25 protein-coding genes and 1 pseudogene are annotated in these 22631 nt (G+C 29.2%); 21 read left to right on the top strand and 5 right to left on the bottom strand.

From position 1 onward, the window contains the following. Window positions 1-22: 22 nt before the first annotated feature. The 5 genes from RDX53_RS01120 to RDX53_RS01140 all read left to right on the top strand — a co-directional run bounded on the left by RDX53_RS01120 (window position 23) and on the right by RDX53_RS01140 (window position 3747). Window positions 23-334, top strand: coding sequence for a PTS lactose/cellobiose transporter subunit IIA (locus RDX53_RS01120; protein ID WP_195928724.1), 312 nt, complete (start codon window positions 23-25; stop codon window positions 332-334). Window positions 335-533: 199 nt separating this feature from the next. Beyond that, the gene (locus RDX53_RS01125) at window positions 534-1112 is read left to right on the top strand and encodes a TetR/AcrR family transcriptional regulator (protein WP_195928726.1); all 579 of its coding nucleotides are present in this window, start codon (window positions 534-536) and stop codon (window positions 1110-1112) included. 186 nt (window positions 1113-1298) lie between these two features. Further along, window positions 1299-1433 (top strand): hypothetical protein, encoded by a 135-nt coding sequence (locus tag RDX53_RS01130; RefSeq protein ID WP_279325539.1) that lies wholly within the window; start codon window positions 1299-1301, stop codon window positions 1431-1433. 320 nt (window positions 1434-1753) lie between these two features. Continuing rightward, window positions 1754-3109, top strand: coding sequence for an ABC transporter permease (locus RDX53_RS01135; RefSeq protein ID WP_195928728.1), 1356 nt, complete (start codon window positions 1754-1756; stop codon window positions 3107-3109). Window positions 3110-3120: 11 nt separating this feature from the next. Beyond that, window positions 3121-3747, top strand: a complete 627-nt coding sequence (locus RDX53_RS01140) for an ABC transporter ATP-binding protein (RefSeq protein ID WP_007285587.1) — start codon at window positions 3121-3123, stop codon at window positions 3745-3747. Window positions 3748-3850: 103 nt separating this feature from the next. Here RDX53_RS01140 and RDX53_RS01145 read toward each other — a convergent pair whose 3' ends face one another. Further along, window positions 3851-4585 carry a TraX family protein gene (locus tag RDX53_RS01145; protein WP_307993535.1) on the bottom strand — a complete coding sequence of 245 codons (735 nt, stop codon included), beginning with the start codon at window positions 4583-4585 and terminating at the stop codon, window positions 3851-3853. 329 nt (window positions 4586-4914) lie between these two features. Here RDX53_RS01145 and RDX53_RS01150 point away from each other — a divergent pair, with 329 nt between their 5' ends. The 3 genes and pseudogenes from RDX53_RS01150 (at window position 4915) to RDX53_RS01160 (ending at window position 6783) form a co-directional block, all read left to right on the top strand. Continuing rightward, window positions 4915-5463, top strand: coding sequence for a nitroreductase family protein (locus RDX53_RS01150; protein ID WP_007285589.1), 549 nt, complete (start codon window positions 4915-4917; stop codon window positions 5461-5463). Window positions 5464-5528: 65 nt separating this feature from the next. After that, window positions 5529-6353 (top strand): nitroreductase family protein, encoded by an 825-nt coding sequence (locus RDX53_RS01155; RefSeq protein WP_307993537.1) that lies wholly within the window; start codon window positions 5529-5531, stop codon window positions 6351-6353. Between the two features lie 22 nt (window positions 6354-6375). Beyond that, window positions 6376-6783: pseudogene (locus tag RDX53_RS01160) on the top strand (winged helix-turn-helix transcriptional regulator). A gap of 144 nt (window positions 6784-6927) precedes the next feature. Here the strand turns inward: RDX53_RS01160 and RDX53_RS01165 are convergent. From RDX53_RS01165 to ytaF, 3 genes are all read right to left on the bottom strand, one after another. Next, the gene (locus RDX53_RS01165) at window positions 6928-7176 is read right to left on the bottom strand and encodes a 4Fe-4S binding protein (protein WP_307993539.1); all 249 of its coding nucleotides are present in this window, start codon (window positions 7174-7176) and stop codon (window positions 6928-6930) included. Next, window positions 7146-7712: a flavodoxin domain-containing protein gene (locus tag RDX53_RS01170; protein ID WP_307993540.1), complete on the bottom strand. Its 567-nt coding sequence runs from the start codon at window positions 7710-7712 to the stop codon at window positions 7146-7148. Before RDX53_RS01170 ends, RDX53_RS01165 begins: the two co-directional genes overlap by 31 nt. A gap of 319 nt (window positions 7713-8031) precedes the next feature. Then, window positions 8032-8670: a sporulation membrane protein YtaF gene (gene ytaF / locus RDX53_RS01175; RefSeq protein WP_295761833.1), complete on the bottom strand. Its 639-nt coding sequence runs from the start codon at window positions 8668-8670 to the stop codon at window positions 8032-8034. Between the two features lie 187 nt (window positions 8671-8857). On the opposite strand from ytaF, the gene RDX53_RS01180 reads away from it, so the two are divergent. The 6 genes from RDX53_RS01180 (at window position 8858) to phnE (RDX53_RS01205) (ending at window position 14017) form a co-directional block, all read left to right on the top strand. Then, window positions 8858-9733, top strand: coding sequence for a potassium channel family protein (locus RDX53_RS01180; RefSeq protein ID WP_307993541.1), 876 nt, complete (start codon window positions 8858-8860; stop codon window positions 9731-9733). A 174-nt stretch (window positions 9734-9907) separates the two neighbouring features. Then, the gene (locus tag RDX53_RS01185) at window positions 9908-10078 is read left to right on the top strand and encodes a hypothetical protein (protein ID WP_307993542.1); all 171 of its coding nucleotides are present in this window, start codon (window positions 9908-9910) and stop codon (window positions 10076-10078) included. A 383-nt stretch (window positions 10079-10461) separates the two neighbouring features. Further along, complete coding sequence (locus RDX53_RS01190; protein WP_307993543.1) at window positions 10462-11478, top strand: PhnD/SsuA/transferrin family substrate-binding protein; 1017 nt, start codon at window positions 10462-10464, stop codon at window positions 11476-11478. A 131-nt stretch (window positions 11479-11609) separates the two neighbouring features. Next, entirely contained in the window at window positions 11610-12380 is a 771-nt protein-coding gene (gene phnC / locus RDX53_RS01195) for a phosphonate ABC transporter ATP-binding protein (RefSeq protein ID WP_347708150.1), read from the top strand. A 1-nt stretch (window position 12381) separates the two neighbouring features. Next, complete coding sequence (gene phnE / locus RDX53_RS01200; RefSeq protein WP_195928743.1) at window positions 12382-13206, top strand: phosphonate ABC transporter, permease protein PhnE; 825 nt, start codon at window positions 12382-12384, stop codon at window positions 13204-13206. A 1-nt stretch (window position 13207) separates the two neighbouring features. Further along, window positions 13208-14017 carry a phosphonate ABC transporter, permease protein PhnE gene (gene phnE / locus RDX53_RS01205; RefSeq protein ID WP_307993544.1) on the top strand — a complete coding sequence of 270 codons (810 nt, stop codon included), beginning with the start codon at window positions 13208-13210 and terminating at the stop codon, window positions 14015-14017. Window positions 14018-14136: 119 nt separating this feature from the next. Here the strand turns inward: phnE (RDX53_RS01205) and RDX53_RS01210 are convergent, their stop codons facing one another. Further along, window positions 14137-15651: a bifunctional UDP-sugar hydrolase/5'-nucleotidase gene (locus tag RDX53_RS01210; protein ID WP_307993545.1), complete on the bottom strand. Its 1515-nt coding sequence runs from the start codon at window positions 15649-15651 to the stop codon at window positions 14137-14139. Window positions 15652-15820: 169 nt separating this feature from the next. On the opposite strand from RDX53_RS01210, the gene RDX53_RS01215 reads away from it, so the two are divergent. The 7 genes from RDX53_RS01215 to RDX53_RS01245 all read left to right on the top strand — a co-directional run bounded on the left by RDX53_RS01215 (window position 15821) and on the right by RDX53_RS01245 (window position 22511). After that, entirely contained in the window at window positions 15821-16462 is a 642-nt protein-coding gene (locus RDX53_RS01215) for a TlpA disulfide reductase family protein (RefSeq protein ID WP_295761845.1), read from the top strand. Next, complete coding sequence (locus tag RDX53_RS01220; protein WP_007285598.1) at window positions 16455-16604, top strand: CD1871A family CXXC motif-containing protein; 150 nt, start codon at window positions 16455-16457, stop codon at window positions 16602-16604. Before RDX53_RS01215 ends, RDX53_RS01220 begins: the two co-directional genes overlap by 8 nt. A gap of 8 nt (window positions 16605-16612) precedes the next feature. Beyond that, window positions 16613-17530 (top strand): 4Fe-4S binding protein, encoded by a 918-nt coding sequence (locus tag RDX53_RS01225; protein WP_007285599.1) that lies wholly within the window; start codon window positions 16613-16615, stop codon window positions 17528-17530. Window positions 17531-17640: 110 nt separating this feature from the next. Further along, window positions 17641-18306 (top strand): response regulator transcription factor, encoded by a 666-nt coding sequence (locus RDX53_RS01230; RefSeq protein WP_022071747.1) that lies wholly within the window; start codon window positions 17641-17643, stop codon window positions 18304-18306. Next, on the top strand, window positions 18306-19766 hold the full coding sequence (locus tag RDX53_RS01235; RefSeq protein WP_007285601.1) for a HAMP domain-containing sensor histidine kinase: 1461 nt from the start codon (window positions 18306-18308) through the stop codon (window positions 19764-19766). The genes RDX53_RS01230 and RDX53_RS01235 overlap by 1 nt, the downstream gene beginning before the upstream one ends. A gap of 316 nt (window positions 19767-20082) precedes the next feature. After that, the gene (locus RDX53_RS01240; protein WP_307993547.1) at window positions 20083-21429 is read left to right on the top strand and encodes a nucleobase:cation symporter-2 family protein; all 1347 of its coding nucleotides are present in this window, start codon (window positions 20083-20085) and stop codon (window positions 21427-21429) included. Between the two features lie 233 nt (window positions 21430-21662). After that, window positions 21663-22511 (top strand): YwqG family protein, encoded by an 849-nt coding sequence (locus RDX53_RS01245; RefSeq protein WP_307993548.1) that lies wholly within the window; start codon window positions 21663-21665, stop codon window positions 22509-22511. Window positions 22512-22631: the final 120 nt, after the last annotated feature.

Raw genomic sequence — 22631 nt, forward strand, 5'->3', positions numbered from 1 at the left:
TTAACAATTAGAGGTGACATAAATGGAAGGTATGGAATTAATAGCATTTGAAATTATTAGTAATGTGGGGATGGCAAAATCATTAGTAGTAGAAGCACTAAGAGTTGCTAGAGAAGGTAATTATGAAGAGGCCGAAGCTAAATTAAATGAATCAGCAGAATATATGCTAAAAGGACATCATGCACATTCATCATTAATACAACAAGAAGCATCTGGAGATAAAGTCGAATTTTCGTTGATAATAATGCATGCAGAAGACCAGATGATGTCAGCTGAAACTATTAAAGTTTTAGCCGAAGAAATGATACAAATGTATAAAGAATTTAGAAAATAAAAAAGCAAAGAACTACTGAGTTTATTCTTAGTAGTTCTTTTAATTATAAGAAAATTATATATTATATCGTTTGGTATAATGAGTAAGTTTATAGATAATAACAAAAATATAATATTTTAAATACCTCTTAATTTTGATAAAATTTCTATGTAAGCACAAAATAATAGAATATCAAAAAATGTGTAAAAGAGGTATTACAATGGAAAATCCTTATAAATCAATTAATGAATTAAAAACAGGAAAAATTACTACTGCACAGAAGGTATTGTTTGATGGGTTGATAAAGTTGTGGAAAACAAAACCCATTTACAAAATCAGCGTTAAGGAATTGACTGAAATATCTAATGTGGCTAGGAGTACGTTTTATGTATATTATAAAAATATAGATGAACTTATAGAAGATATAGAAAATTATCATATTTCTCAGATGATGCATTTAAATGAGGAGTTAATGAATACGGATATAAAGTCGGACGTTTATTTATCATATTATCAAGAGACAATTAATTATGTAAAGAAAAATAAAGATGTGTTTTATGCATTTTTAATCGCCAACATAAATAATAGATTTATTCAAAAATGGAAAGATGGAATGAAGTATCATTTATTAGAGAGTGAATATCGTCTGTATAATGCTGATAATTGCAATTTGATTTTGGAGATGGTGGCATCTCAAGTAATTGCTGGATATACTTTTTGGCTAACTAATCCTAATGACGTTAATATTAACGGTCTGGCTAAGATAGTATCACAAACACTAAGATTAATAGAAATTTAAAAAAGAGCAAAGTTTAAACACTTTGCTCTTTTTTGTAGCAGAAAATAAAAATCATATAGTATAAAATAATATCAGAATGAAGTAAAAATAATAAAAGAGTAAAAAAACAATAAAAGTGAACTATGGATATAAAAAAATATGTGATAAAGAATAATTTATAGAAGCTAATTTCAGGAGGATAAGAATATGGACGAGATAAAAATTCACGTTTTACACACAGGGAAAGTCTGTATATCACCAGATTTACCATTTGGAGGAGAAAACAGTAATTTGATAAAGCTGCCCAAATTAAATCTCTTGGCTCAAGATTACTTTATTTAGTAAATCAAGGAGTGGTAGAAAAGGGTGAAGCAGTAGATGAACAATTAAACAAATTAGGATTAGAACAATATGCAGAGATGGAAGTTGAGATATAATTTTTATTAAAAGTACTTTTAAAATTTAAGATAAAGATAAGTGACTACTAAGTTTTAGGGCTTAGTAGTTTTTTTATACAAAAAATATTAAAATTTTATATTCATTTCATAAATATTTCATATTGGAAACTTAAAATCTATCTTAGATAAATGAAGTGACTGACACAAAGTCTAAAATATTTATTATGAAAATTTCTAAAAATTATAAAACAAGGAGGTAAAAAAATGGGTTCTTTTAAAAGAGCGGTATTATATATAACCCGAAAGAAAAAGAAAAGTATTCTTATGTTCTTTATTCTATTTTGTATAGCTACAGCTGTACTGAGTGGAATTTCAATTAAAAAAGCTACATCAATTGCAAGACAAAATTCAAGTAAGGAGACAGCAAATACATTTGAGATACAAAACAATTTGGCAACAAATTTCACAGGAACAATGCCAGAGAGTTTGGTAAATAAAGTATCAAAAGTAAATGGCATAAAAAATTATGATGCATCAGTTCAGGGGATTGGGCTAGTTTTTAAGCAACTTCAAAATGTGGAGCCAAAAAACAACACAGTTCAATACACTGATAAAAAGTATAAAAATCTTTTCCCTGTAGAAGCTCATAAGTTTACAGAATACGACACAAAATTTATGAGTAAATCATTTAGATTAGTTGAAGGTAGACACCTTGTAGAAGGTGATAAAAATAAAGTATTAGTTCACAAAGCGTTAGCCGAAAAAAATAATTTAAAAGTAGGAGATAGGATAATAGGAACTAAAGACAGCTTAGATTATAATGCATCTAAAGATGCACCGTCTGAATATGATCTTGAAATTGTAGGTATTTTTGAAAGCCAAAATACAGACAGAATGGGAAGTAAGTTAGAAATACCAGAAAACCTTATATTATCAGATATGAACACATTAAATGCTTTATATGGTTATTCAAAAGGAAACAGCCAATATACAAGTGCTGTGTTTAATACTAATAAAAATGTAGATGATGTAATATCAGATGTCAATAAAATACAAGAAAATTGGAGTCTTTATAATATATCAAAAAGTGATGATACGTTTTTAGCATTATCTAAGTCATTTGATAGCTTAGAAAAAATCGTAAATATGCTTTTAATCGGTTCAATTATAGTTGGAATAATAGTGCTTTCATTAGTTTTAGCATTTTGGATTCAAGGAAGAATTCATGAAACAGGTATCTTACTTTCTATCGGAGTTGGAAAGTTTAAAATAATTTCACAATATATAATTGAATTGTTACTTATAAGTGTGCTAGCTTTTGGAACATCATATTTTTCAAGTAAGATGATATCACAAAATATAGGAGATGCAATGGTTAGCCAGGCAAGCAAACAAGCTGTTCAGGAGGTGCAACAAGGGTTTGGAGGAATGTCATTAGGATATGATGCAAACAGTTCTTTAGCAACTCAAACAGTAGATGGGATTGATGTTGATGTTAGTTTAAAAGAAGTTCTTTATGTTTATGCAATAGGGGCAACTATTATCATAAGTTCTGTAATGATATCTTCATCATCAATAATAAGATTAAAACCAAAAGAAATACTATCGAAAATGAGCTAGGAGGAAGACAAATGTCAATTTTAGCATTAAATAAAGTTAATTATTCATATACAAATGGTAAAAAAATATTAAATAATATAAGTATGGAGTTTGAAAAAGGCAAGTTTTACACGATTTTAGGTGTATCTGGTTCTGGAAAAACAACTTTGCTATCATTGTTGGCAGGTCTTGATGAACCACAAAGTGGTAAAATACTATATAACAATCAGGATATTAGGGAAAAAGGATATGAGAATCATAGAAAAAATAATGTTTCACTAATTTTCCAAAATTATAATTTGATTGATTATATGACTCCATTAGAAAATTTAAAAATAGTAAACCCAAAAGCAGATAAAACTATTTTAAATGAGCTTGGATTAAAAGATGATGAAATAAAAAGAAATGTATTGAAATTGTCCGGAGGTCAGCAACAACGTGTTGCCATAGCAAGAACACTTGTTGCAAATTCACCAGTAATTTTGGCAGATGAACCGACTGGAAATTTAGACAGTGATACAGAAGAAGAAATTATAGAAATATTAAAAACAAGTGCACATAAACATGGAAAATGTGTGATTGTTGTTACTCATAGTAAGGATCTTGCGAGCAAGTCAGATGTTATACTTGAGTTAAAAGATAAAAAGTTAGTTCTCTAGCAAGTAATATAGATATATAAATATTCCCTCATGATATTTTAAATAGAAAAATGGGCAAACGTAAATTTATACGTTGCCCATTTTTTATTTGAAAAATATTAAATTATATATTGAATACCATCCTTAATATACCTAATATTAATATATGAACAGGATAGAACCAGTAATTTATCATTTTATTTTGTCTGCCACGTTTTCCATTGTACATAAGTATAAATCCAAAACCAAGAAGTGCCCAAACCTCCTTGAAAATTGATAAATAACCAAATACACATGATAATATAGGTTTATTATAAAATACATAAAGGAAATATACTATTAATATAGCATGGTAATCATAATCTACTGAAAGGAATAGAGATATAATACACATAATAGCTAAAATTAATACTGTAGTCAAATACCATAGGAAACGAGGTATTTTTTCTAATTTTATTTTTAATGTATCTATAATCCAAATTGTTACAAGTGATAATGCTAGTGCAAATAGTACATTGTTATATCTAGGATTGAAGAATGTACGTGTTGTAAACATATCAAATGGTACTTCTGATATTACGCCAAATATCAATAAGTTTAGAAGATATTTTTTACGACTTCTCGTTTTGAAAAAACCCTCTACTATAAAAAATGCAAATAATGGGAATGCTATCCTTCCAAGTACATCAAATAAATCACTTATTTTTAAAAGTAATCCCCCATTTAAATTTGGATATATTAAGGCTTTATTCACGTGGTCGATTAACATAGATAGAAATGCTATATATTTTAATTGTGCACCAGAAAATACTCTTATTCTGTCTAATTCCTTCTTTTGAAGTTCAACTGTCTGTGTCATAAATATTATCCTTTCTATAAGTTCGTTTAGATTTTTAATTAATAAATACGATAAATTGGTATGATTATCGCATTTTATATAGTATAATATGTAGAGATTAGAGTTGGCAACTGACTTTTAAAGGAAGAAAATTGCCATATAAATAACTTAATTTCTACAAATTACCGGTAGTGTTTAATATACCACGTTAATAGGTGGATTAAAACAAAAACGCAAATTTGTAAAACTTTCGTAAAAATTTCGTAAGATTTATTGAATTAATGCGAAAGGTATAAAAGTTAAAAATATGCAAATTATAAAATTATAAATGGTCAATTAGAGGTGAAAATATGGATGCAATAACTATGATAAAAGAAAGACGTAGCGTAAGAAAATATAAAGACGAAAAAGTAGACAGAGAGACTATGAGAGAAATTGTCGATATAGCGAGATGGGCTCCTTCTTGGGTAAACTACCAAATAGCTAGATACACATTAGTAGACGACGAAGAAATAATAAAAGAAATAGCAGAGCATGGAGTTAATGGATTCGTATACAATATAGACACTTTAAGAACTGCAAAAGGAGTAGCTGTACTTAGCTTTGTAAAAGGAAAAAGTGGAACATATGACAAAGAATACATAACTTCAAAAGGTAACTCATGGGAAGTTTTTGATGCTGGTATAGCATGCCAAACATTCTGTTTAGCAGCACATGCAAAAGGTGTCGGAACTTGTATAATGGGAGTTATAGACGATAAATCTATAGCAAAAATAGTAAACTTACCGGAAGACGAAACTGTTGCAGCACTTATAGTTTACGGGTATGAAGATGGAGAACATGCAGCACCAAATAAAAGAAAAGACGTAGACGAAATAATGCGTTTTGTAGATAGATAAAACTTTAAAACAGCAATTAAAATTAAACAAAAGAAGAATCGTATAATCATATAAAGGAGAACAAAATGATAGTAGATAGAGATAAGTGTATAGGATGTACTTTATGTAAGCAAGACTGTATCGTAAGCGACATAGAAATGATCGATAAAAAAGCGCACATAAGAAACTTAACATGCATAAAATGTGGTCACTGTATAGCAATCTGTCCAGTAAAAGCAGTATCTTGTGATGATGAAGAAGAATACTCGATGGAAGAAGTCATCCCATATGAAAAAGAAGACTTCACAATAGATGCAGATAAACTAATGAATTTTATGAAATTTAGAAGAAGTGTTAGATTATTTAAAAAAGATGAAATAGAAGAAGAGAAAATAGAAAAAATAATAGATGCAGGAAGATTTACACAAACATCAACTAATATACAAGATGTTTCTTATACTATTGTAAAAGACAGCATACCAGAGTTAAGAAGAATGACTTTAGGAACATTAAATGCAATGGCCGACAAGATGTTGGGAAGTGAAGAAACTCCAAAACACCTTCTAAAATACGCCCATATGTGGAAGCGTATGTATGAGAGTTTTGTAGAAAATCCAGATGGACATGATCAATTATTCTTCAAAGCACCATTATTAATAATTGTAAAAGCGCAAAATGAAATAGATGGTGGTTTAGCATCAGCAAAAATGGAGCTTATGATAGATGCGCTAGGGCTAGGAACTTATTTCAGCGGTTTCTTTGAAAGAGCGGCATCGATGAATCCTAAAATAGGAGAAATGATTGGATTAAAAGAAGGCGAAAAAATCATATCTTGTATGGTAGTTGGCTATCCAAGAGTAGAATATAAAAGAACAGTTCCAAGAAAACCTGCAAGAGTAACAAGAATGTAGGCATTGTGATAAGGATATACACATGGACGAAAGCAGAAAAGCAACTTTATTAAAACAATATAAAAATAAAAAAATCAAATATCCAATAGAATTAGTGGTGTTTTTGCTTGGAGACAAGTGGAAATTTATAATTCTTTGCAAATTGTTAAAAGGTACGAAGAGGTTTGGTGAAATTGAGAAATCAATTGGAAATATAAGCCCAAAAGTTTTGACACAACAGCTAAAGGATTTGGAGGCATTTGGATTTATTTCTAGAAAAACATATGATTAAATTCCGCCAAGAGTTGAGTATTCTGTGACTGAGTTTGGGAAAACTCTAGTTCCGATTATGAGCGCTATGTTTGATTGGGGGATGGAGCATAGCGACAAATTCGACTGGATAGAAAACTTGGAAATTGATAAAGATTTAGAATTTCCATATGGAGATTAAAGTTTTATACAGTATTAAAAAACATAAATGATATCAACCTAAAAAGGGCATACTCTAGTATTAATATATTTAAAATACTGATGTATGCCTATTTTTATGCTTATTTACACAAATAAAGTTTATATAGTTTTAGTTAAATAAATCTTATCCAACAAATATCTCCGGCATACGAACAACATCAGCAAAATTAGTTTCAAGCATGTTTTTCATATTATTAAATCCAGGGTGAGTGAATTTTTTAGAATTAAACGGACATCTTTTTACACAACTACAACATCTTATACATTTAGTTGGATCTATTTTTTTACAATCTTCAAGATCTAGAGCAGATGTAGGGCAGTGTTTTGCACATATTTTGCAGTTTACACAAGTGTCGTCTGTTTCTGGAGCCATTGGAACTTGTGGGAGATTTTTTCGACATAAGGGAAGTTGCCCGGAACTTCTAGTTTTAATTCGCTTACGTCATTTAAATTTTCTAGTCTGTCTTTTATTTTAACACCGAAGTCATAAGCTATTTTTAGATCATCTGAATTTGGTCTATTAGTCGCAAGTTTTGATGTAGATGAGTGTTCGGCTACGAATACTGCACCAGCTAGTCCAACAAATCCTTTTGATTCAAATAAATCCTTTGTCTCTAAAAGTGAATCTTCATAATCTCTGTTTCCATATGTAACAGCAAATACAGCCATAGCCTTGTTACATGAAATTTTATCAAGATAGCTTTTTAGTAATTTTGGAAATCTACCAGCATAAGTAGGCACACCGATTATAACTAAATCATTTTCATCAAAAAATAATTTCTGAGTCCTATTTTGAGCTAAAGTAATATCAAATTCTTTGTACTCACATCCGATACCATTTGCGATTTCTTTTACAACTTTTTTAGTCCCATCAGTAGGGCTGAAGTAAAGTAAATTTAGGTTTTTCATAATACAATCTCCTTTTAAAAATTTATATAAAAATTATATAAAACAGGATAATGGTATGCAATAACGCACTTTGTAGTTATTTACTTACTTGGATGTAAGCAATAAAGAGAAATTTGAAAGTATAATAGAGAGTTTTAACAAATAAAAGTGTAAACATATAAAGGTGTAATGTAGAGTTTTAACAAATATCAGATAAGAATTTTAAGAAATATAGAACTTTAATCAAAAGGGAATTTTTTTGGGAGCGATAGAAATTCACATTCTACCAACTCCCGTTTATATTAATGAGAAAACAAATTTATATATCAATCTCAAATATTTATTTCAATTTTAAAAAAGCTAATAAAATTAATGTCACACCACTCAACCAAGACAGATTAAGCTCTGTTTTTTCTGCTATTTTGTTTCCTATAAAGCAACCACCGAGGATTGCAACTATATTTACAATAAGTGAGAATAAAATTATTTGAAAAAAGTTAGCCGAAACTAAACCTGCTCCAAAACCAGCCGCCAATCCATCTAAAGATAGTGCTAATGCTAGAGAAAATGATTCCTTTGGTGATAATATAAGCGAATGGTCGACATCTGCTGCTGTATTATCTATATATACTTTTAAGAAAAACCTAAAGTCGGAAACCTTAAATTCATAATTGCGAGTTAGTGAGCCGCGAGTACCCAACAATGCTTTTAACGTACTGTCAAATAATTTAGCCAAGCCTAACATTAATAGCATAGTAAAGCAAATACTTGTTGTAAAAATAGATGGAATGAATCTGCTTACAATACTTCCGAAAAACAAGGCTATCCCCAAAATAGTAGTAGATACAACATTAATAATCAAAGCTGATTTAAAGGGTATTTTTATTTTGCTTGTGGCATAGGCGAAACTGGCAACAAAAGCATCTATTGATAAAGCGCCTACAAGCAAAACTGCATTTACTGAAGATAAAAAATTCATGGCGTCTGTATACCCCCTTTTACAATAAGCATTGAAACCTATTAATTTTCACATAGTTTAACTATATATTAACAATATATGAGAAGTGCAATTTTTGGTGACCTTTTAAAAAGGTGAGATTTTATTATTTATAAAGATAATGAGCATACTAATATTGAAAAATCATAAAACTAGATTTGGAGGAAGTATGTTTAGATTATTTTTTATATTAATAACTTTATTTGCACTTGAAGTAGTAACTTATAAAAGAGTAAATATGGGTAAGTTTAAAAACGTCAAGAAACTAATTTATGAGATAAATAATCAATATAGATATTTGCTTAAAGGTAGATCGAGATATTTAAATTTCTATCAATGGTTTATACTTTTTATATCACAAATATTCGTAGTTTATGCTCTTATGAGATATATAGTTAAGAAGATTTTTAAATATGTAGAAGAAAATTATATTTTGTTTGGAAAGACATTGACGACAATATTTTTAATTATATTTTTGTATTTTGCAATAGGATGCGTATTATTATGTGTTTCAAGAATATACAAATTCTTATATAAAATTGAAGATAAAATCACAAAAGCTGATTTATTGATAAGTTATTTCATAATAAGCATGTATATGACGATTTTAATAATATTTCCCGGGGAATTTGCGAAAAATTACAAAATCGGACTTGTTGGAGTGACGCTCAGCTATTATCTAAATTTAAAAGTACTTTTGAGACTTATAAGAAGTCCCGAAATTGCTGATTTTAAGGCGCAAACTAAAAAAGCATTTGAAATAGACAGTATAGGCGTTATGGCTGTAATAGTTTTGTGCATGGTAGTAATAAGTTTGGCACTAGCAGTATGTTTTATTAGCTGTAGCAATGAAGGGGTGTATACTAATAATCCTACATTTTTTGATTTGTTTTACTATACGATTATCACCTTTGCCACAGTTGGATATGGAGATATAAGTCCTGTTTCGCCTGTCGCAAAATTTATGAGTATCATAATTTCTATGACGAGTATACTATGTCTTACAGTTTTTATATCTTCCGTATTATCTTATAAAAATGAATAATAATTTAAAATGATTTAAATCATGAAATAATATTTTAAGATTAAATTATGAAATAGTATTTTAAAAACATATAAGAATGTTTTAAATGATTAAAAAATGCCTTGACTTAGAGTTAACTTTAAGTACTACAATTATAATTAAGTTGAGAGAAAGAATTTACAAGAGGATTTTCAAATGAATAGATCGTATATATTTTGTCATATGCTTACGTCTTTAGAAAAACATTGGCATGGAGCAGCAAAAGATAGCTGGTTCCAACACTTAGCAATAGAAGTACCAGGAGTTGACACAAAAACAGAGTGGTGCGAAGAAGTAAGTGATGAAGAATATAATAAATTAAAGTAATAAGCTAAAGCGAAGAAGAATTGAAATATATAAAATTAAAAAATAGAGTTGTAAAAAGTAGCTAGAATATTAAATCTAGCTACTTTTTTTTATATAAGCAACAAACAAAGTCGTTGGCGCCATGAACGAAGTGAATTTTTTGGATTTAAACTAATAATCTAATAATTATATATCATACTATATTTACCAAAATGGTAAAGGGAAATGTTTTTTATAATTGAAAATATTATAAAAGTAAAAAATAACTTAAATAGTGTAGCATATTTAATGCGAAATAAGTTGAAAATAATAAAAATAAATCGAAAAAAGGAAAAAATTGCACAAAAATATAAAAAATATGATATAATTAATAAGACTTAATAATTAATAAAGGAGACGCAATGATGAAAAAGAAAATTTTCGCATTACTTTCTGTAGTTGTATTAACTATGGCTCTTATGGTTGGATGTGGATCTAATAAATCAGATGATGATGAATTAGTAGTATACTTTGTTCCTTCAAGAGACCCTAAAGAAATACAATCTGCAACAGAACCTTTAGCTGATATGTTAAAAGAAGAATTAGCTAAAGAAGGATTTGAATTTAAAAATATAAGAATTGAAGTAGGTACAAGTTTCGAAGCTGTTGGTGAAGCTTTAGAATCAGGTACTGCACACGTTGGATTTATACCAGGTGGAACATATGTATTATATGAAAATGGAGCAGATGTTGCTTTAACTGCTACTCGTTTTGGATTAAACCATGATTCAGATAATCCAGCAGATTGGAATACAGCTCCAACAGAAAATACAGACAAAAAAGTTACTTATTATCGTTCTTTAGTAATAGCTGGACCATCTGAAAAAGGTCAAGCTCTTGCAGATAAAATAAATAGCGGTAAAAAATTAACAGCTGAAGATGTTAAAGGCGTTACTTGGGGTGTATCAAGTAATACAACTTCTCCAGCAGGATATATATACCCAAGTTTATGGTTACAAGAAAACTTCGGTTTATCATTAACTGATTTACCAAATAAAGTGGCTTTAGATAACTATGCTACTGCATTAACTCAATTAGCAAGTGGTCAAATAGATGTTATGGTAACTTATGCTGATGCACGTCTTGACTATGCTGATAAATGGACAAGCGAATTCGGAAGAAGCAAGTCTGTTTGGGAAGAAACTAACGTTATAGGTGTTACAGCTCCTATATACAATGATACTATATCAGTAACTAAAAACTCTTCTGTAATGACTCCAGAATTAGTTAAAGCATTACAAAATGCATTTATGAATATAGCTGAAACTCCAGAAGGACAAGATGTAATATCTATCTATACTCATAAAGGATATGAAATAGGAGATAGCAAAAATTACGAAGAAGAAAAGAAAGCTCAAGAGCTAATAAAATCTATGCAATAGTAAAATAAATAAGTTCATGATTAGTATCATGGACTTATTTTATACGAATTAAAAAAATAATATCACGAAAGATACTATCAATTAAATGTATTGAAAACAAGAAAAACAGAGCATAAATAGAACGTGGAGGGATACAATTGATAAAATTTGATAACGTAAATAAAGTATATCCAAATGGATTACATGCATTAAAAAATATAAATTTAGAAATACAACAAGGTGAATTTGTTGCGATAATAGGTTTATCTGGTGCAGGTAAATCAACTTTACTAAGAACAGTAAACAGAATGCATGATATAACTGATGGTGTGTTAACTGTAAACGGACAAGAAGTTAACAACTTAAAAGGAAAAGAGTTACGTAAATTCAGACGTGGAATAGGTATGGTATTCCAATCTTTCAACTTAGTAACTAGAACTTCAGTTATAAAAAACGTATTAACTTCAAGAGTTCCAGATATGCCATTATGGAAATCTATAATAGGATTATATTCAAAAGAAGATAAAGTTGTAGCATTAGAAGCTTTAGACAAAGTTGGTATATTAGATAAAGCTTATGTAAGAGCTGACCAACTTTCAGGTGGACAACAACAAAGGGTTGCTCTAGCTAGAACATTAGCTCAAAATCCAGAAATAATACTTGCTGATGAGCCTGTTGCAGCATTAGACCCAATAACAGCAGTACAAGTTATGGATGACTTCAAAAAAATAAATCAAGAATTAAACATGTCAGTTCTTATAAACATACATCACGTAGACTTAGCATTAAAATACGCTGATAGAGTTATAGGAATAAAAGCTGGTGAAATAGTATATGACGGACCATCAAGCGAAGTAACAAATGATGTATTAACTCAAATATACGGGCGTGAATTAGCTCAGGATGAAATGATGGGGGCTTAAGATGTTAAAAGCTATAAAAAATATATTTAAACCGGAAAAAATAGTATTAAGTGATGGCCAAGAAATTCAACCACCTAAATCTATCGTTCCTTATGTAATAATAGGTTTAGTTATATCAGTATTACTTGCAAGTAATGTGACTGGTTTCAGTCTTTCAACAATAATGAAAAGAGGAAGCGAATTCTTTATTATATTAAAAGGTATGATACCACCAGATTTTAGTTATGCAAAATCTGTATTACCTCCTTTATTAGACACAATAAAAATGTCGGTACTTGGATCTATGATAGGATGTTTTATAGCTATACCATTTGCTATAATATCATCAGTTAATATAAACAAGTCAAAAATAGTTTTAAATTTAGTTAGATTTCTTTTAAGTATAACTAGAACATTACCAACTTTAATAATAGCATTAGTTGCAACTTATATATTTGGATTAGGAACATTTGCTGGTACAGTAGCAATAACTATATTCTCATTCGGATTAGTTGTAAAAATGTTATACGAAAAAATAGAAACTGTAGATATGGGACCATTTGAAGCTATGGAAGCATTAGGTTCTACAAAACTTAAAGCATTCATAGGAACTATAATGCCTCAAATATTACCATCATATCTTTCAATATGTTTATATACATTCGAAATCAACGTAAGATACGCAGCAATACTTGGATACGTAGGTGCTGGAGGTATCGGTCTTATATTAAATGAGAAAATAGGTTGGAGAGAGTATGACAAGTTAGGTATGATACTTGTTATGCTATTTATAACAGTAGTAATAATAGAAAATGTAAGTAAATATATAAGAGAAAGGTTAGGGTAATATGCAGTTAACAGTTAATAAACAATTAAAACAAGAACCAAATTTATGGATAAATAAAGCCCTAACAGTACTATTTATAATAGGTATAATGGTATGGGCAGGACATTCAATTGAGTTTAATGGTTTAAAAGAAAATGGTGTAGAAATAGCTAAAAATGTAGTTGATGGTATATTCCATCCAAAAACTAGTATGTTATTCACACTAGATAAAGGTGGAGTTCCAGCTTTATTATTAGAAACTATATGTATAGCATTATTAGGTACATTAATAGGTTCAATAATAGCTGTTCCTCTATCATTCTTAGCATCAAGTAACATAGTTCCAAAGTGGGTTAGTGTTATTACATCATTCTTTATAGCAGCTATAAGAACATTCCCAGCTTTCGTTTATGGGTTAATGTTTATAAGAGTTACAGGTCCTGGAGCTTTTGCAGGAGTTTTAACTTTATCAGTAACATCAATAGGTATGGTATCTAAATTATTCATAGAAACTATAGAAGATTTAGATAAAAAAATATTAGAATCTTTAGATGCTGCTGGATGTAATGCATTCCAAAAAATAAGATATGGTATATTACCACAATTATTTACAAACTTTGTATCAACAGTAATATATAGATTTGAAATAAATATAAAGGACGCATCTACTCTAGGATTAGTTGGAGCAGGTGGTATAGGAGCTCCTTTAATATTTGCTATGAACTCATTAAGTTGGGACGAAGTTGGTGCTATACTATGTGGATTAATTGTATTAGTTCTAATAGTAGAGTATATATCAACTAAAGTAAGAAATAAATTAGCAAGAGGCTAAGTTTTAGAATTTAAATGCTGATTCCAAGTGGAATCAGCTTTATTTAATTGCAAGGAAAATATCTATTAAAAAAGCCCCTAGAGAGGAACAATATGCGTTCTCTATAAGGGGCTTTAAAATTATGCTAAAACAGTTAAATATTTTGATTTATCAACAGTTACGTTTGTATTATTTTTAAAGTAATCTATTATTATATCAGGCATTTCCATTAAGATTTCTTTTACAACTTTACATTCTGTGTAGAATTCGTATCCACCAGCACCACTAGCTCTGTAGTTATTCATAACTAATTTAAGAGTAGTGTCGTGATCTAATTCTTTCCCATTATAAACTATAGAAGTTACTCTGTTTCCTACTTCTTTTGTTATGTCAAATATGTAGTTTAAGTTAGCGAAATAATCGTAGTTATAATGCTCAACTTTAGGTTTTAAGAATCTATCAGATATAGTTACTTCACCGTCTTTGAAGTCGAAGTAGCTAGCACATCTTTCTAAAGCAAGCTCTAAGTATTTTCTGTTAACTTCGTATACTACTAATGTATTTGGGTACGGGTAAGTCGACATTATATCTCTTACAGTTACGTTTTTCTCGAACCCTTTTATAACATTTGCAAAAGAAGTACAAGCAATGTCAGCACCACTTTCACTTAATTGGATTTGGTTTATAAAGTTAGCAAGAGATGAACCGTTTAAAGCCATGTCTAAGTGAGCTGAAGGTTGTAACTCTGTATCTAAGAACCCAACTGGAGTATCAAGCCACTGTTGAACTTTTTCTTCTAGAGGTAAGAATTTATCGTACATTTCCTTGTTAGGGCTAAGCTCAACATCTATTAATTTTGAAGTTACTTTTTGGATTTGATCGTTGTCAAATTCTAAGTTTAACTCTATGAATTTACTTCCGTTGTGTGGAGTTTGAACTATATGAGTACCATGTAAGTCTATATCAGATATCTCCATGTGTTGGTGACCAGTTAATAATAAATCAAACCCAAGTTCATGACATATCTTATAAGCTACGTTTTCTTTAGTTTCGCTTAATTTTTTGTGAGAATCTAAGTCGTACTCAAACCCACCATGATAAACACCTATTAATACATCAACATTACCTTTTAATTCATCATAATAAGGTTTTATAGATGATATAGTATCGTTTATAGTGAAGTTAGCTAAGTTTTCAGCTCTCTCCCAAATATTTATAAAATCAGTAGTAAATCCTATGATACCAACTTTTAATCCGTTCTCTAAAGTTTTTATATCGTAAGGGAATATACCAAGTTCGTTTGTTTTATCATCTACATTTGCACATAAACACTTAGCGTCTAAGTTGCAAAGGTATTTTTTAAGATAATCAAATCCGTAGTTAAAGTCGTGGTTACCAAGAGTTATATAGTCGTATCCAGCTTTATTGAATATAGTAGCTATTGGATGAACATCAAACTCAGCAGTACTAAGGTAGTTTGTGAAAGGAGAACCTTGGATAGTATCTCCAGCATCTATTATTAATGTATTACCGTCTTTTTCAAATTGATTTATTATGTTTAATAGACCTATGTTTTTTTGAGATCTATCAACATAATCAGTAGGGTATACATAACCATGTAAATCCGATGTAAAATATATTTTTAAATTTTTCATTGTGACACCTCTTTAATTGTTAATCCGTATATTTATATTACCTCAAAATCTTCATTTTATAAAGATAGTTATTTAATTTCATATACGTTACATATTGAAATTTTAATATTAAACCATAGAAAAGCAAAACAAATAATAATTAAAATATTGAAGTATTAGGAGAATGAATATGAACAGAAAAAGAATAACAAAAAAAGCAACATTAGCATTAGTAGCGATGATGACAGTAACATCAGTAGTAGGATGTTCACAATCAAATAACTCAAATAAAAACCAACAAGGCTCAAATCAAAAGACTGAACAAAAAACAGAACAAAAAACAGACAAAAATACAAACTCAAGTTTATCATCTAGCACAATATTTAAAGATATGAAAACTACAGATATAGATGGAAATAAGGTAGATAAATCTATATTCTCAAAATATAAACTGACTATGGTCAATGTGTGGAACACAGGCTGCAGCCCATGTATATCAGAAATACCAACATTAGATAGATTAAACAAAGAATATAGAGAAAAAGGCGTTTCGATAAAAGGTATGTTGCTAGAATCGGGAATTGGATTAACTGATGAAGAAAAAGCTACAGCAAAAGAAATATTATCAAAAGCAAATGCAACTTATCAACAATTAACAGTTACAAAAGATATGGTAGAAAAAGATGATACATTGCTTTTACAAGCATTCCCAACAACATTCTTTATAGATAAAGATGGAAATATCGTTGATAGTATAGAAGGTTCTAACGATTATGATGGCTGGAAATCAAAAATAGATGAAGTATTAAAGAAGGTAGAAGCAAATGAATAATATTATTAAAAAAAATAAAGTAGGTTTAGCAATATTTATTGCAGGGATGCTTTTTGTATCTCTTGGAATTCACAGACAAGAACATAAAGTTGTGTCAAAGAAATCAAATATTATATGTCTTGAATGTATAGGAATTGGATAGGTGATAGTATGGATTTAATAAGAAAGATAAAGTCAAACCTGAGGCTAACCGTTCAAATAGTGTTTACTGCATTGACTAATGGATACTTTTTGGGCTTTGCAAAAGGGAAGATATATCAAGGTGATAGTAAACAACTATGTGTACCTGGGCTGAATTGTTATTCATGCCCAGGGGCGATAGGGTCTTGTCCAATAGGTTCTTTACAGGCCGTATTGGGAAGTAGAAATTTTAAATTTTCATTTTATATAATAGGATTTTTAATGATGGTTGGAGCGTTTGTAGGAAGATTTGTGTGTGGATGGCTATGTCCATTTGGATTAGTACAAGACTTGCTTTACAAAATTCCATTTATTAAAAAAATTAAAAAGGTGCCTTTGGATAAGCCATTAAGATATCTTAAATATGTTATATTAGTAGTATTTGTAATTATAATGCCACTTACACTGACAAACTTTGCAGGAGAGGGTAATCCTTGGTTTTGCAAATTAATTTGTCCATCAGGAACATTGCTTGGAGGGGTACCTCTAGTATCAATGAACAGTTCACTTAGAAAAATAATTGGACCATTGTTTACTTGGAAGATGTTTATATTAGTGAGTGTTGTTATATTATCAATAAAAATTTATAGACCGTTTTGTAAATACTTATGTCCATTAGGTGCTATATATGGGCTATTCAACAAGTATTCTCTTTATAAATATGAAATTGATGAAGACAAATGTACAAAATGTGGATTATGTGAGAGAAAATGTGACATGAATGTCGCAGTATACAAAACTCCAAACAGTGCAGAATGTATAAGATGTGGAAAATGTATAAAGGTTTGCCCAAGAGGAGCTATAAAAACTACATTTACAAAAACAAAAGAAGCAGCTTGTAATTCAAAATGTTCTGGATGTAAGTCAAATTGTGCAAGCAAAAATTAATAAAAGCCTTTAAGTTTAAATTAAAACATAAAAAAGATATTTAATATAATATTTAAATTATAGTATACTATACTATAAAATATAATTAAAAGATGATGAGGTTGAAAAAAGTGAGCACAAAAATATTAATAGTAGAAGATGAGATAGATATAAGAGAAGGGATAAGTGAATATTTATCCGAAGTTGGATATGATGTTATGGTTGCCGAAGATGGGCAAGAAGGTATCGACTTATTCAAATCAAATGAATTTGATTTAGTTTTATTGGATATAATGCTACCAAAAATAAATGGGTTTGGTGTATTGAGCCAAATAAGAGAAATAAGCGATGTTCCTGTTATGATGCTTACTGCAATGACTGATGATTACAGTCAAATCATGAGTTTTAATGAAAAAGCCGATGATTATATAACAAAACCATTTTCGGTTGTAGTACTTCACAAAAGAATTGAAGCTTTGCAAAGACGTATCCAAGGAAGACAACAAAATAACAAATGGATTTATAAAGATGTTGAGGTTGATTTTTTAGGATTTTGTGCAAAGAAAGATAATAATCCAGTAGATTTAAAACCAAAGGAAATAAAGTTATTGGAATTATTAATTAAGCACAAAAACCAGGTGCTAACAAGAAATCAAATGTTAGATAGTCTTTGGGAAATAGACGAGGCCCCAGCTGATCGTGTTATTGATGTATATATTAAAAATCTTAGAAAAAAACTAGATTTAGATTGTATTACAACTGTAAAAGGTATTGGGTATAAGTTTGAGGATAAGTAATGAAAAAGATGAAACTATTCCAAAAAACATACCTATTTACAGTTGGGCTGATGGCAATTATCATCATAATTTCTCACACTTTGTTGTATATGCTTTTGCCGAGTTTTTATACTAATAAAAAGCAGCAAGATTTAGACAACATAAGCTATCAATTAACAGAGCAATTACAAAATAATAATTCAAATAAGAGCGATGAAATAGCTAAGAAATTTGCTGATATGCATAACATAAATATACTGTTGAGTGTAAATGGAAAAAATAAAGTATATGAAGGAATTAAAAGTTGTGATATATATATAAACCCAGATGCTTTAGATGAACAGTCGCTAGTTATAGACAATAAAACGGATTTTATAGAAGATAATAAGAAATCAAATTCAACAGAAGTTAAAAATGATTTTCTAAAAATTAGTGATTCATCATTACTTTACACTAAAAAGTTAAAGACAAAAGATAACGTAGATGCATCAATAAAAGTTGCTATGGATTTACAATATCTCCAAGAAGCGAGAAGTGTAGTATTTATGATATTACCATATTCTATCGGTATAAGTCTTATTATTTCATTATTTGCATCATATATATATACAAAAAAAATAACAAAACCAATAAAACAAATTTGTGACGTTACAAAAGAGATGCAAGTATTAAAAGAAGATGCGTATTGTGATATTAACACTGGAGATGAGATAGAGCTTTTAGCGACAAATATAAATAGTTTATATAAAAATTTATTAGATACGATTGACTCTTTGAAAGAGGAAATTGAAAATGTGAGTAAATCGGAAAAAAGCAAGGTAGACTTCTTAAGAAGTGCCTCTCACGAATTAAAAACACCTCTTATGAGCATACATATAATGCTTGAAAATATGATTTTGAATATCGGGAAGTATAAAAATCATGATGTTTATCTCCCAAAATGTCAAGAAGCTGTTGTTAATTTAAGTAGTATGGTTCAAGAGATACTAGATACATCTAGACTTAACTCTTTGAACGGCGAAAAAGAATTGAAAGAAGTAGATTTAAAAATATTGATAGAAAGTATTATTGAGCCATATAAAATTATCGCAAAATCAAAAAAAATCAATATGAACATAGATTATTCAAACTCATTAAATATAAATACTGATAAATCAATGTTAAAAAAGGCATTATCGAATATTATATCTAATGCAGTGAATTATACCGATAATGGAAAAAATATAAATATATATTTTGAAAAAAATTCATTAATAATAGAAAATGAGTGTAAACCAATAGAACAAAATCATCTAGATCATATATTCGAGGCGTTTTATAGGGCGGAATTTGACAGAAATAAAAACACCGGCGGAAATGGGTTGGGACTTTATATTGTTCAACAAATTCTAAAAACTTTAAATATCTCACACTCATTTGAAAGTGTTCAAAATGGTATGAAATTTACGATTAATTTTGAAGAAAATAACTTAATATGTTAACAAAAAAGTAGGGGCTAAGCTCCTACTTTTTTGTGTTTGTATATAGATAAAATATAAAAATATTGATAAAGTTATTGATAAAAATAAAAATCTAAAATAGTAAAGGAAATAATGAAAAATGTATTTAAATATATGGAAAAATACGAACTTTTTAATATATATGTTTTAATATATAAGTGAAAGTAGCATATTTTTTTCTTAAAAAATGATTTTTTTATTAATTAAACAACAAATTTTAATTTTTACAATTGTAAATTTAAAAGTTTTATAGTATACTAATTTCATATTAAGTTTACACACATGAAAGGGACACATGATGGAAAAAAGAGAAAAAGTAGTTTCGAGTATTGCAAATATTTATAAATTAGATGGACGAGTGCCATTATCTAAGGCAATTCCGTTTGGTCTACAGCACATTCTTGCGATGTTCGTGGGCAATTTAACACCAATTATGATGATAGGGAGTGCATCAGGTGTAGGGCAAGAACAGATGACTACGTTATTACAAAATGCTATGTTTATGGCAGGTATAGCAACATTAATTCAGTTGTATCCTATTGGAAAAGTAGGGGCAAAGTTGCCTATCGTTATGGGAGTAAGTTTTACATTCGTTACAATCTTATCTTATGTTGGAGCTCAATACGGCTATGGTGCTGTTGTAGGTGCAGTTATCGTAGGTGGTATCTTTGAAGGACTATTAGGATTGTTAGCTAAATATTGGAGAAGAATAATAACACCAGTTGTTTCGGGGGTTGTCGTTACAACGATTGGTTATTCGTTATTAACTGTAGGTGTACGTTCATTCGGAGGTGGCTACACTGAAAACTTTGGTTCTTTACAAAATATTATGGTTGGTACAATCACATTAGTTGCTTGTCTTTTATTTAATATTTTCGCAAAATCATTTTGGAAGCAATTATCAGTATTATTCGGATTATTTGTAGGATATATAGTATCACTTTGTTTAGGTATGGTAGATTTATCAGGAATTTTATCTAATGGAATTATAGCGTTCCCTAAACTTTTACCAGTTGCACCAGAATTCAACATAAACGCAATTATATCAGTATGTATTATATTTATGGTTTCAGCTGCTGAAACAATAGGAGACACAGCAGCAGTAGTTGCAAAAGGGCTAGATAGAGATATAACAGAAGAAGAAATCTCAGGTTCACTTTCTTGTGACGGTTTCTCAAGTGCTATAACAGGTCTGTTTGGATGTCCACCAGTAACATCATTCAGCCAGAATGTTGGACTAGTTGCTATGACAAAAGTAGTAAATAGATTTACAATAATGACAGGTGCTATATTTATGATTCTTGCGGGATTTGTTCCACCAATCGGTGCATTTTTCAGCTCTATTCCAGAATCAGTATTAGGTGGATGTACACTTATGATGTTCGGTACAATCGTAGTTAGTGGTATCGAGATGCTTGCAAGAGCAGGTTTCTCACAAAGAAATATCATAATTACAGCATTATCTTTAGCAGTAGGGATAGGATTCACTTCTGCAACAGAAGTAGAAATCTGGTCGATATTCCCTAAAATGATACAAGATATATTCAGCGGAAACTGTGTTGCAGTTGTATTCGTTGTTTCAATTGTTTTAAATTTAGTACTGCCTAAGAATATGGAAATTGAGAAGTTGGCTGAAGCAGCTTAGGAAATAATTGAAGTAAAATAATAATAAATTAAAAGCAAAAATGCTACAAAGTAGGTTATCTATTTTGTAGCATTTTTTTATAATGTATAGGAAATTATAATTAGCTTTAAATTGTGGAATATAAATTAATTTATATTTTATTGTTTAAATTTTTAGTTTATACTAAAATAAAATATATTTTACCTTTATATGAAAAAATAGGTTATATAATTATAAATAGGTGGAGAAAGAGAATGAATAAAAAAGAAGCAATACTAAAAGTATACAATTGCATAAAAAAAGAAACAGCTAAGAAAGCTATAAGTATAGAGTTAAAAAAACAAAAAACACAACTTATAGATTCAAAAGTAGGAGGGACTCCATATTTACCTGTTGGTGCAGAAATTCCTGTTGATGATGATGGAAGACAACTTACATTATTAGCACAAATAAACTGCGAAGAGCTTGTAGGAATGGAAGATTATCCTCAAAAAGGATTATTACAATTTTTCATACTTATGGATGATTGTTATGGGCTGGATTTTGATAATCAAAATAAACAAAATACATTTAGAGTAGTTTACCATGACAGTATTGATGATAATGTAAAAGAAGAGGATATATTAAAAATATACAATCCTTATATTGAAGATGAGGATTATATGCCATTTGAAGATGAATTCAAGATGGTGTTTACAACTTATGAAGAAGGAATAACATCAGAAGATTTTAATTTTGATGAAATTTTTGTAAAAAAATACAACGAACTATTTCCTAATAATCAAATTCAAGCATTTTGGGACTTGGATGATGATAATGAAGGTGAAGAATCATTTGATGATATTCTAGAAGAAATCAACGATGAGATTTCAGGTTGCGGAAATAAAATAGGAGGATACCCTTACTTTGCACAATCAGACCCTAGAGAATATGACGGTCTTGATGTATATGATACTTTATTATTACAGATAGATAGTATAGACGATTATGAAAATGGATATATAATGTGGGGAGATTGCGGAGTTTGCAATTTCTTTATTAATAAGGATAAGTTAAAGAATTTAGACTTTAGTGATGTTTTATATAATTGGGATTGTTATTAAGAAGATAAATTTGAAAAATTAAAGATTTAATAATAAAAAAATAAACACATGGAATTTATATTTATTTAAAATATACTTTCTATGTGTTTATTTTTTGTAAATCTGTCCTAAAATACTAAT

This window comes from uncultured Intestinibacter sp. (genome assembly GCF_902468165.1).
Classification (GTDB): Bacteria; Bacillota; Clostridia; order Peptostreptococcales; family Peptostreptococcaceae; genus Intestinibacter.

Bases quoted from the DNA above. Each gene is read 5' to 3' on its own strand.
- RDX53_RS01120 (WP_195928724.1), top strand. From the start codon at position 23: ATGGAAGGTATGGAATTAATAGCATTTGAAATTATTAGTAATGTGGGG.
- RDX53_RS01125 (WP_195928726.1), top strand. From the start codon at position 534: ATGGAAAATCCTTATAAATCAATTAATGAATTAAAAACAGGAAAAATT.
- RDX53_RS01130 (WP_279325539.1), top strand. From the start codon at position 1,299: ATGGACGAGATAAAAATTCACGTTTTACACACAGGGAAAGTCTGTATA.
- RDX53_RS01135 (WP_195928728.1), top strand. From the start codon at position 1,754: ATGGGTTCTTTTAAAAGAGCGGTATTATATATAACCCGAAAGAAAAAG.
- RDX53_RS01140 (WP_007285587.1), top strand. From the start codon at position 3,121: ATGTCAATTTTAGCATTAAATAAAGTTAATTATTCATATACAAATGGT.
- RDX53_RS01145 (WP_307993535.1), bottom strand. From the start codon at position 4,585: ATGACACAGACAGTTGAACTTCAAAAGAAGGAATTAGACAGAATAAGA.
- RDX53_RS01150 (WP_007285589.1), top strand. From the start codon at position 4,915: ATGGATGCAATAACTATGATAAAAGAAAGACGTAGCGTAAGAAAATAT.
- RDX53_RS01155 (WP_307993537.1), top strand. From the start codon at position 5,529: ATGATAGTAGATAGAGATAAGTGTATAGGATGTACTTTATGTAAGCAA.
- RDX53_RS01165 (WP_307993539.1), bottom strand. From the start codon at position 7,176: ATGGCTCCAGAAACAGACGACACTTGTGTAAACTGCAAAATATGTGCA.
- RDX53_RS01170 (WP_307993540.1), bottom strand. From the start codon at position 7,712: ATGAAAAACCTAAATTTACTTTACTTCAGCCCTACTGATGGGACTAAA.
- ytaF (WP_295761833.1), bottom strand. From the start codon at position 8,670: ATGAATTTTTTATCTTCAGTAAATGCAGTTTTGCTTGTAGGCGCTTTA.
- RDX53_RS01180 (WP_307993541.1), top strand. From the start codon at position 8,858: ATGTTTAGATTATTTTTTATATTAATAACTTTATTTGCACTTGAAGTA.
- RDX53_RS01185 (WP_307993542.1), top strand. From the start codon at position 9,908: ATGAATAGATCGTATATATTTTGTCATATGCTTACGTCTTTAGAAAAA.
- RDX53_RS01190 (WP_307993543.1), top strand. From the start codon at position 10,462: ATGAAAAAGAAAATTTTCGCATTACTTTCTGTAGTTGTATTAACTATG.
- phnE (WP_195928743.1), top strand. From the start codon at position 12,382: ATGTTAAAAGCTATAAAAAATATATTTAAACCGGAAAAAATAGTATTA.
- phnE (WP_307993544.1), top strand. From the start codon at position 13,208: ATGCAGTTAACAGTTAATAAACAATTAAAACAAGAACCAAATTTATGG.
- RDX53_RS01210 (WP_307993545.1), bottom strand. From the start codon at position 15,651: ATGAAAAATTTAAAAATATATTTTACATCGGATTTACATGGTTATGTA.
- RDX53_RS01215 (WP_295761845.1), top strand. From the start codon at position 15,821: ATGAACAGAAAAAGAATAACAAAAAAAGCAACATTAGCATTAGTAGCG.
- RDX53_RS01220 (WP_007285598.1), top strand. From the start codon at position 16,455: ATGAATAATATTATTAAAAAAAATAAAGTAGGTTTAGCAATATTTATT.
- RDX53_RS01225 (WP_007285599.1), top strand. From the start codon at position 16,613: ATGGATTTAATAAGAAAGATAAAGTCAAACCTGAGGCTAACCGTTCAA.
- RDX53_RS01235 (WP_007285601.1), top strand. From the start codon at position 18,306: ATGAAAAAGATGAAACTATTCCAAAAAACATACCTATTTACAGTTGGG.
- RDX53_RS01240 (WP_307993547.1), top strand. From the start codon at position 20,083: ATGGAAAAAAGAGAAAAAGTAGTTTCGAGTATTGCAAATATTTATAAA.
- RDX53_RS01245 (WP_307993548.1), top strand. From the start codon at position 21,663: ATGAATAAAAAAGAAGCAATACTAAAAGTATACAATTGCATAAAAAAA.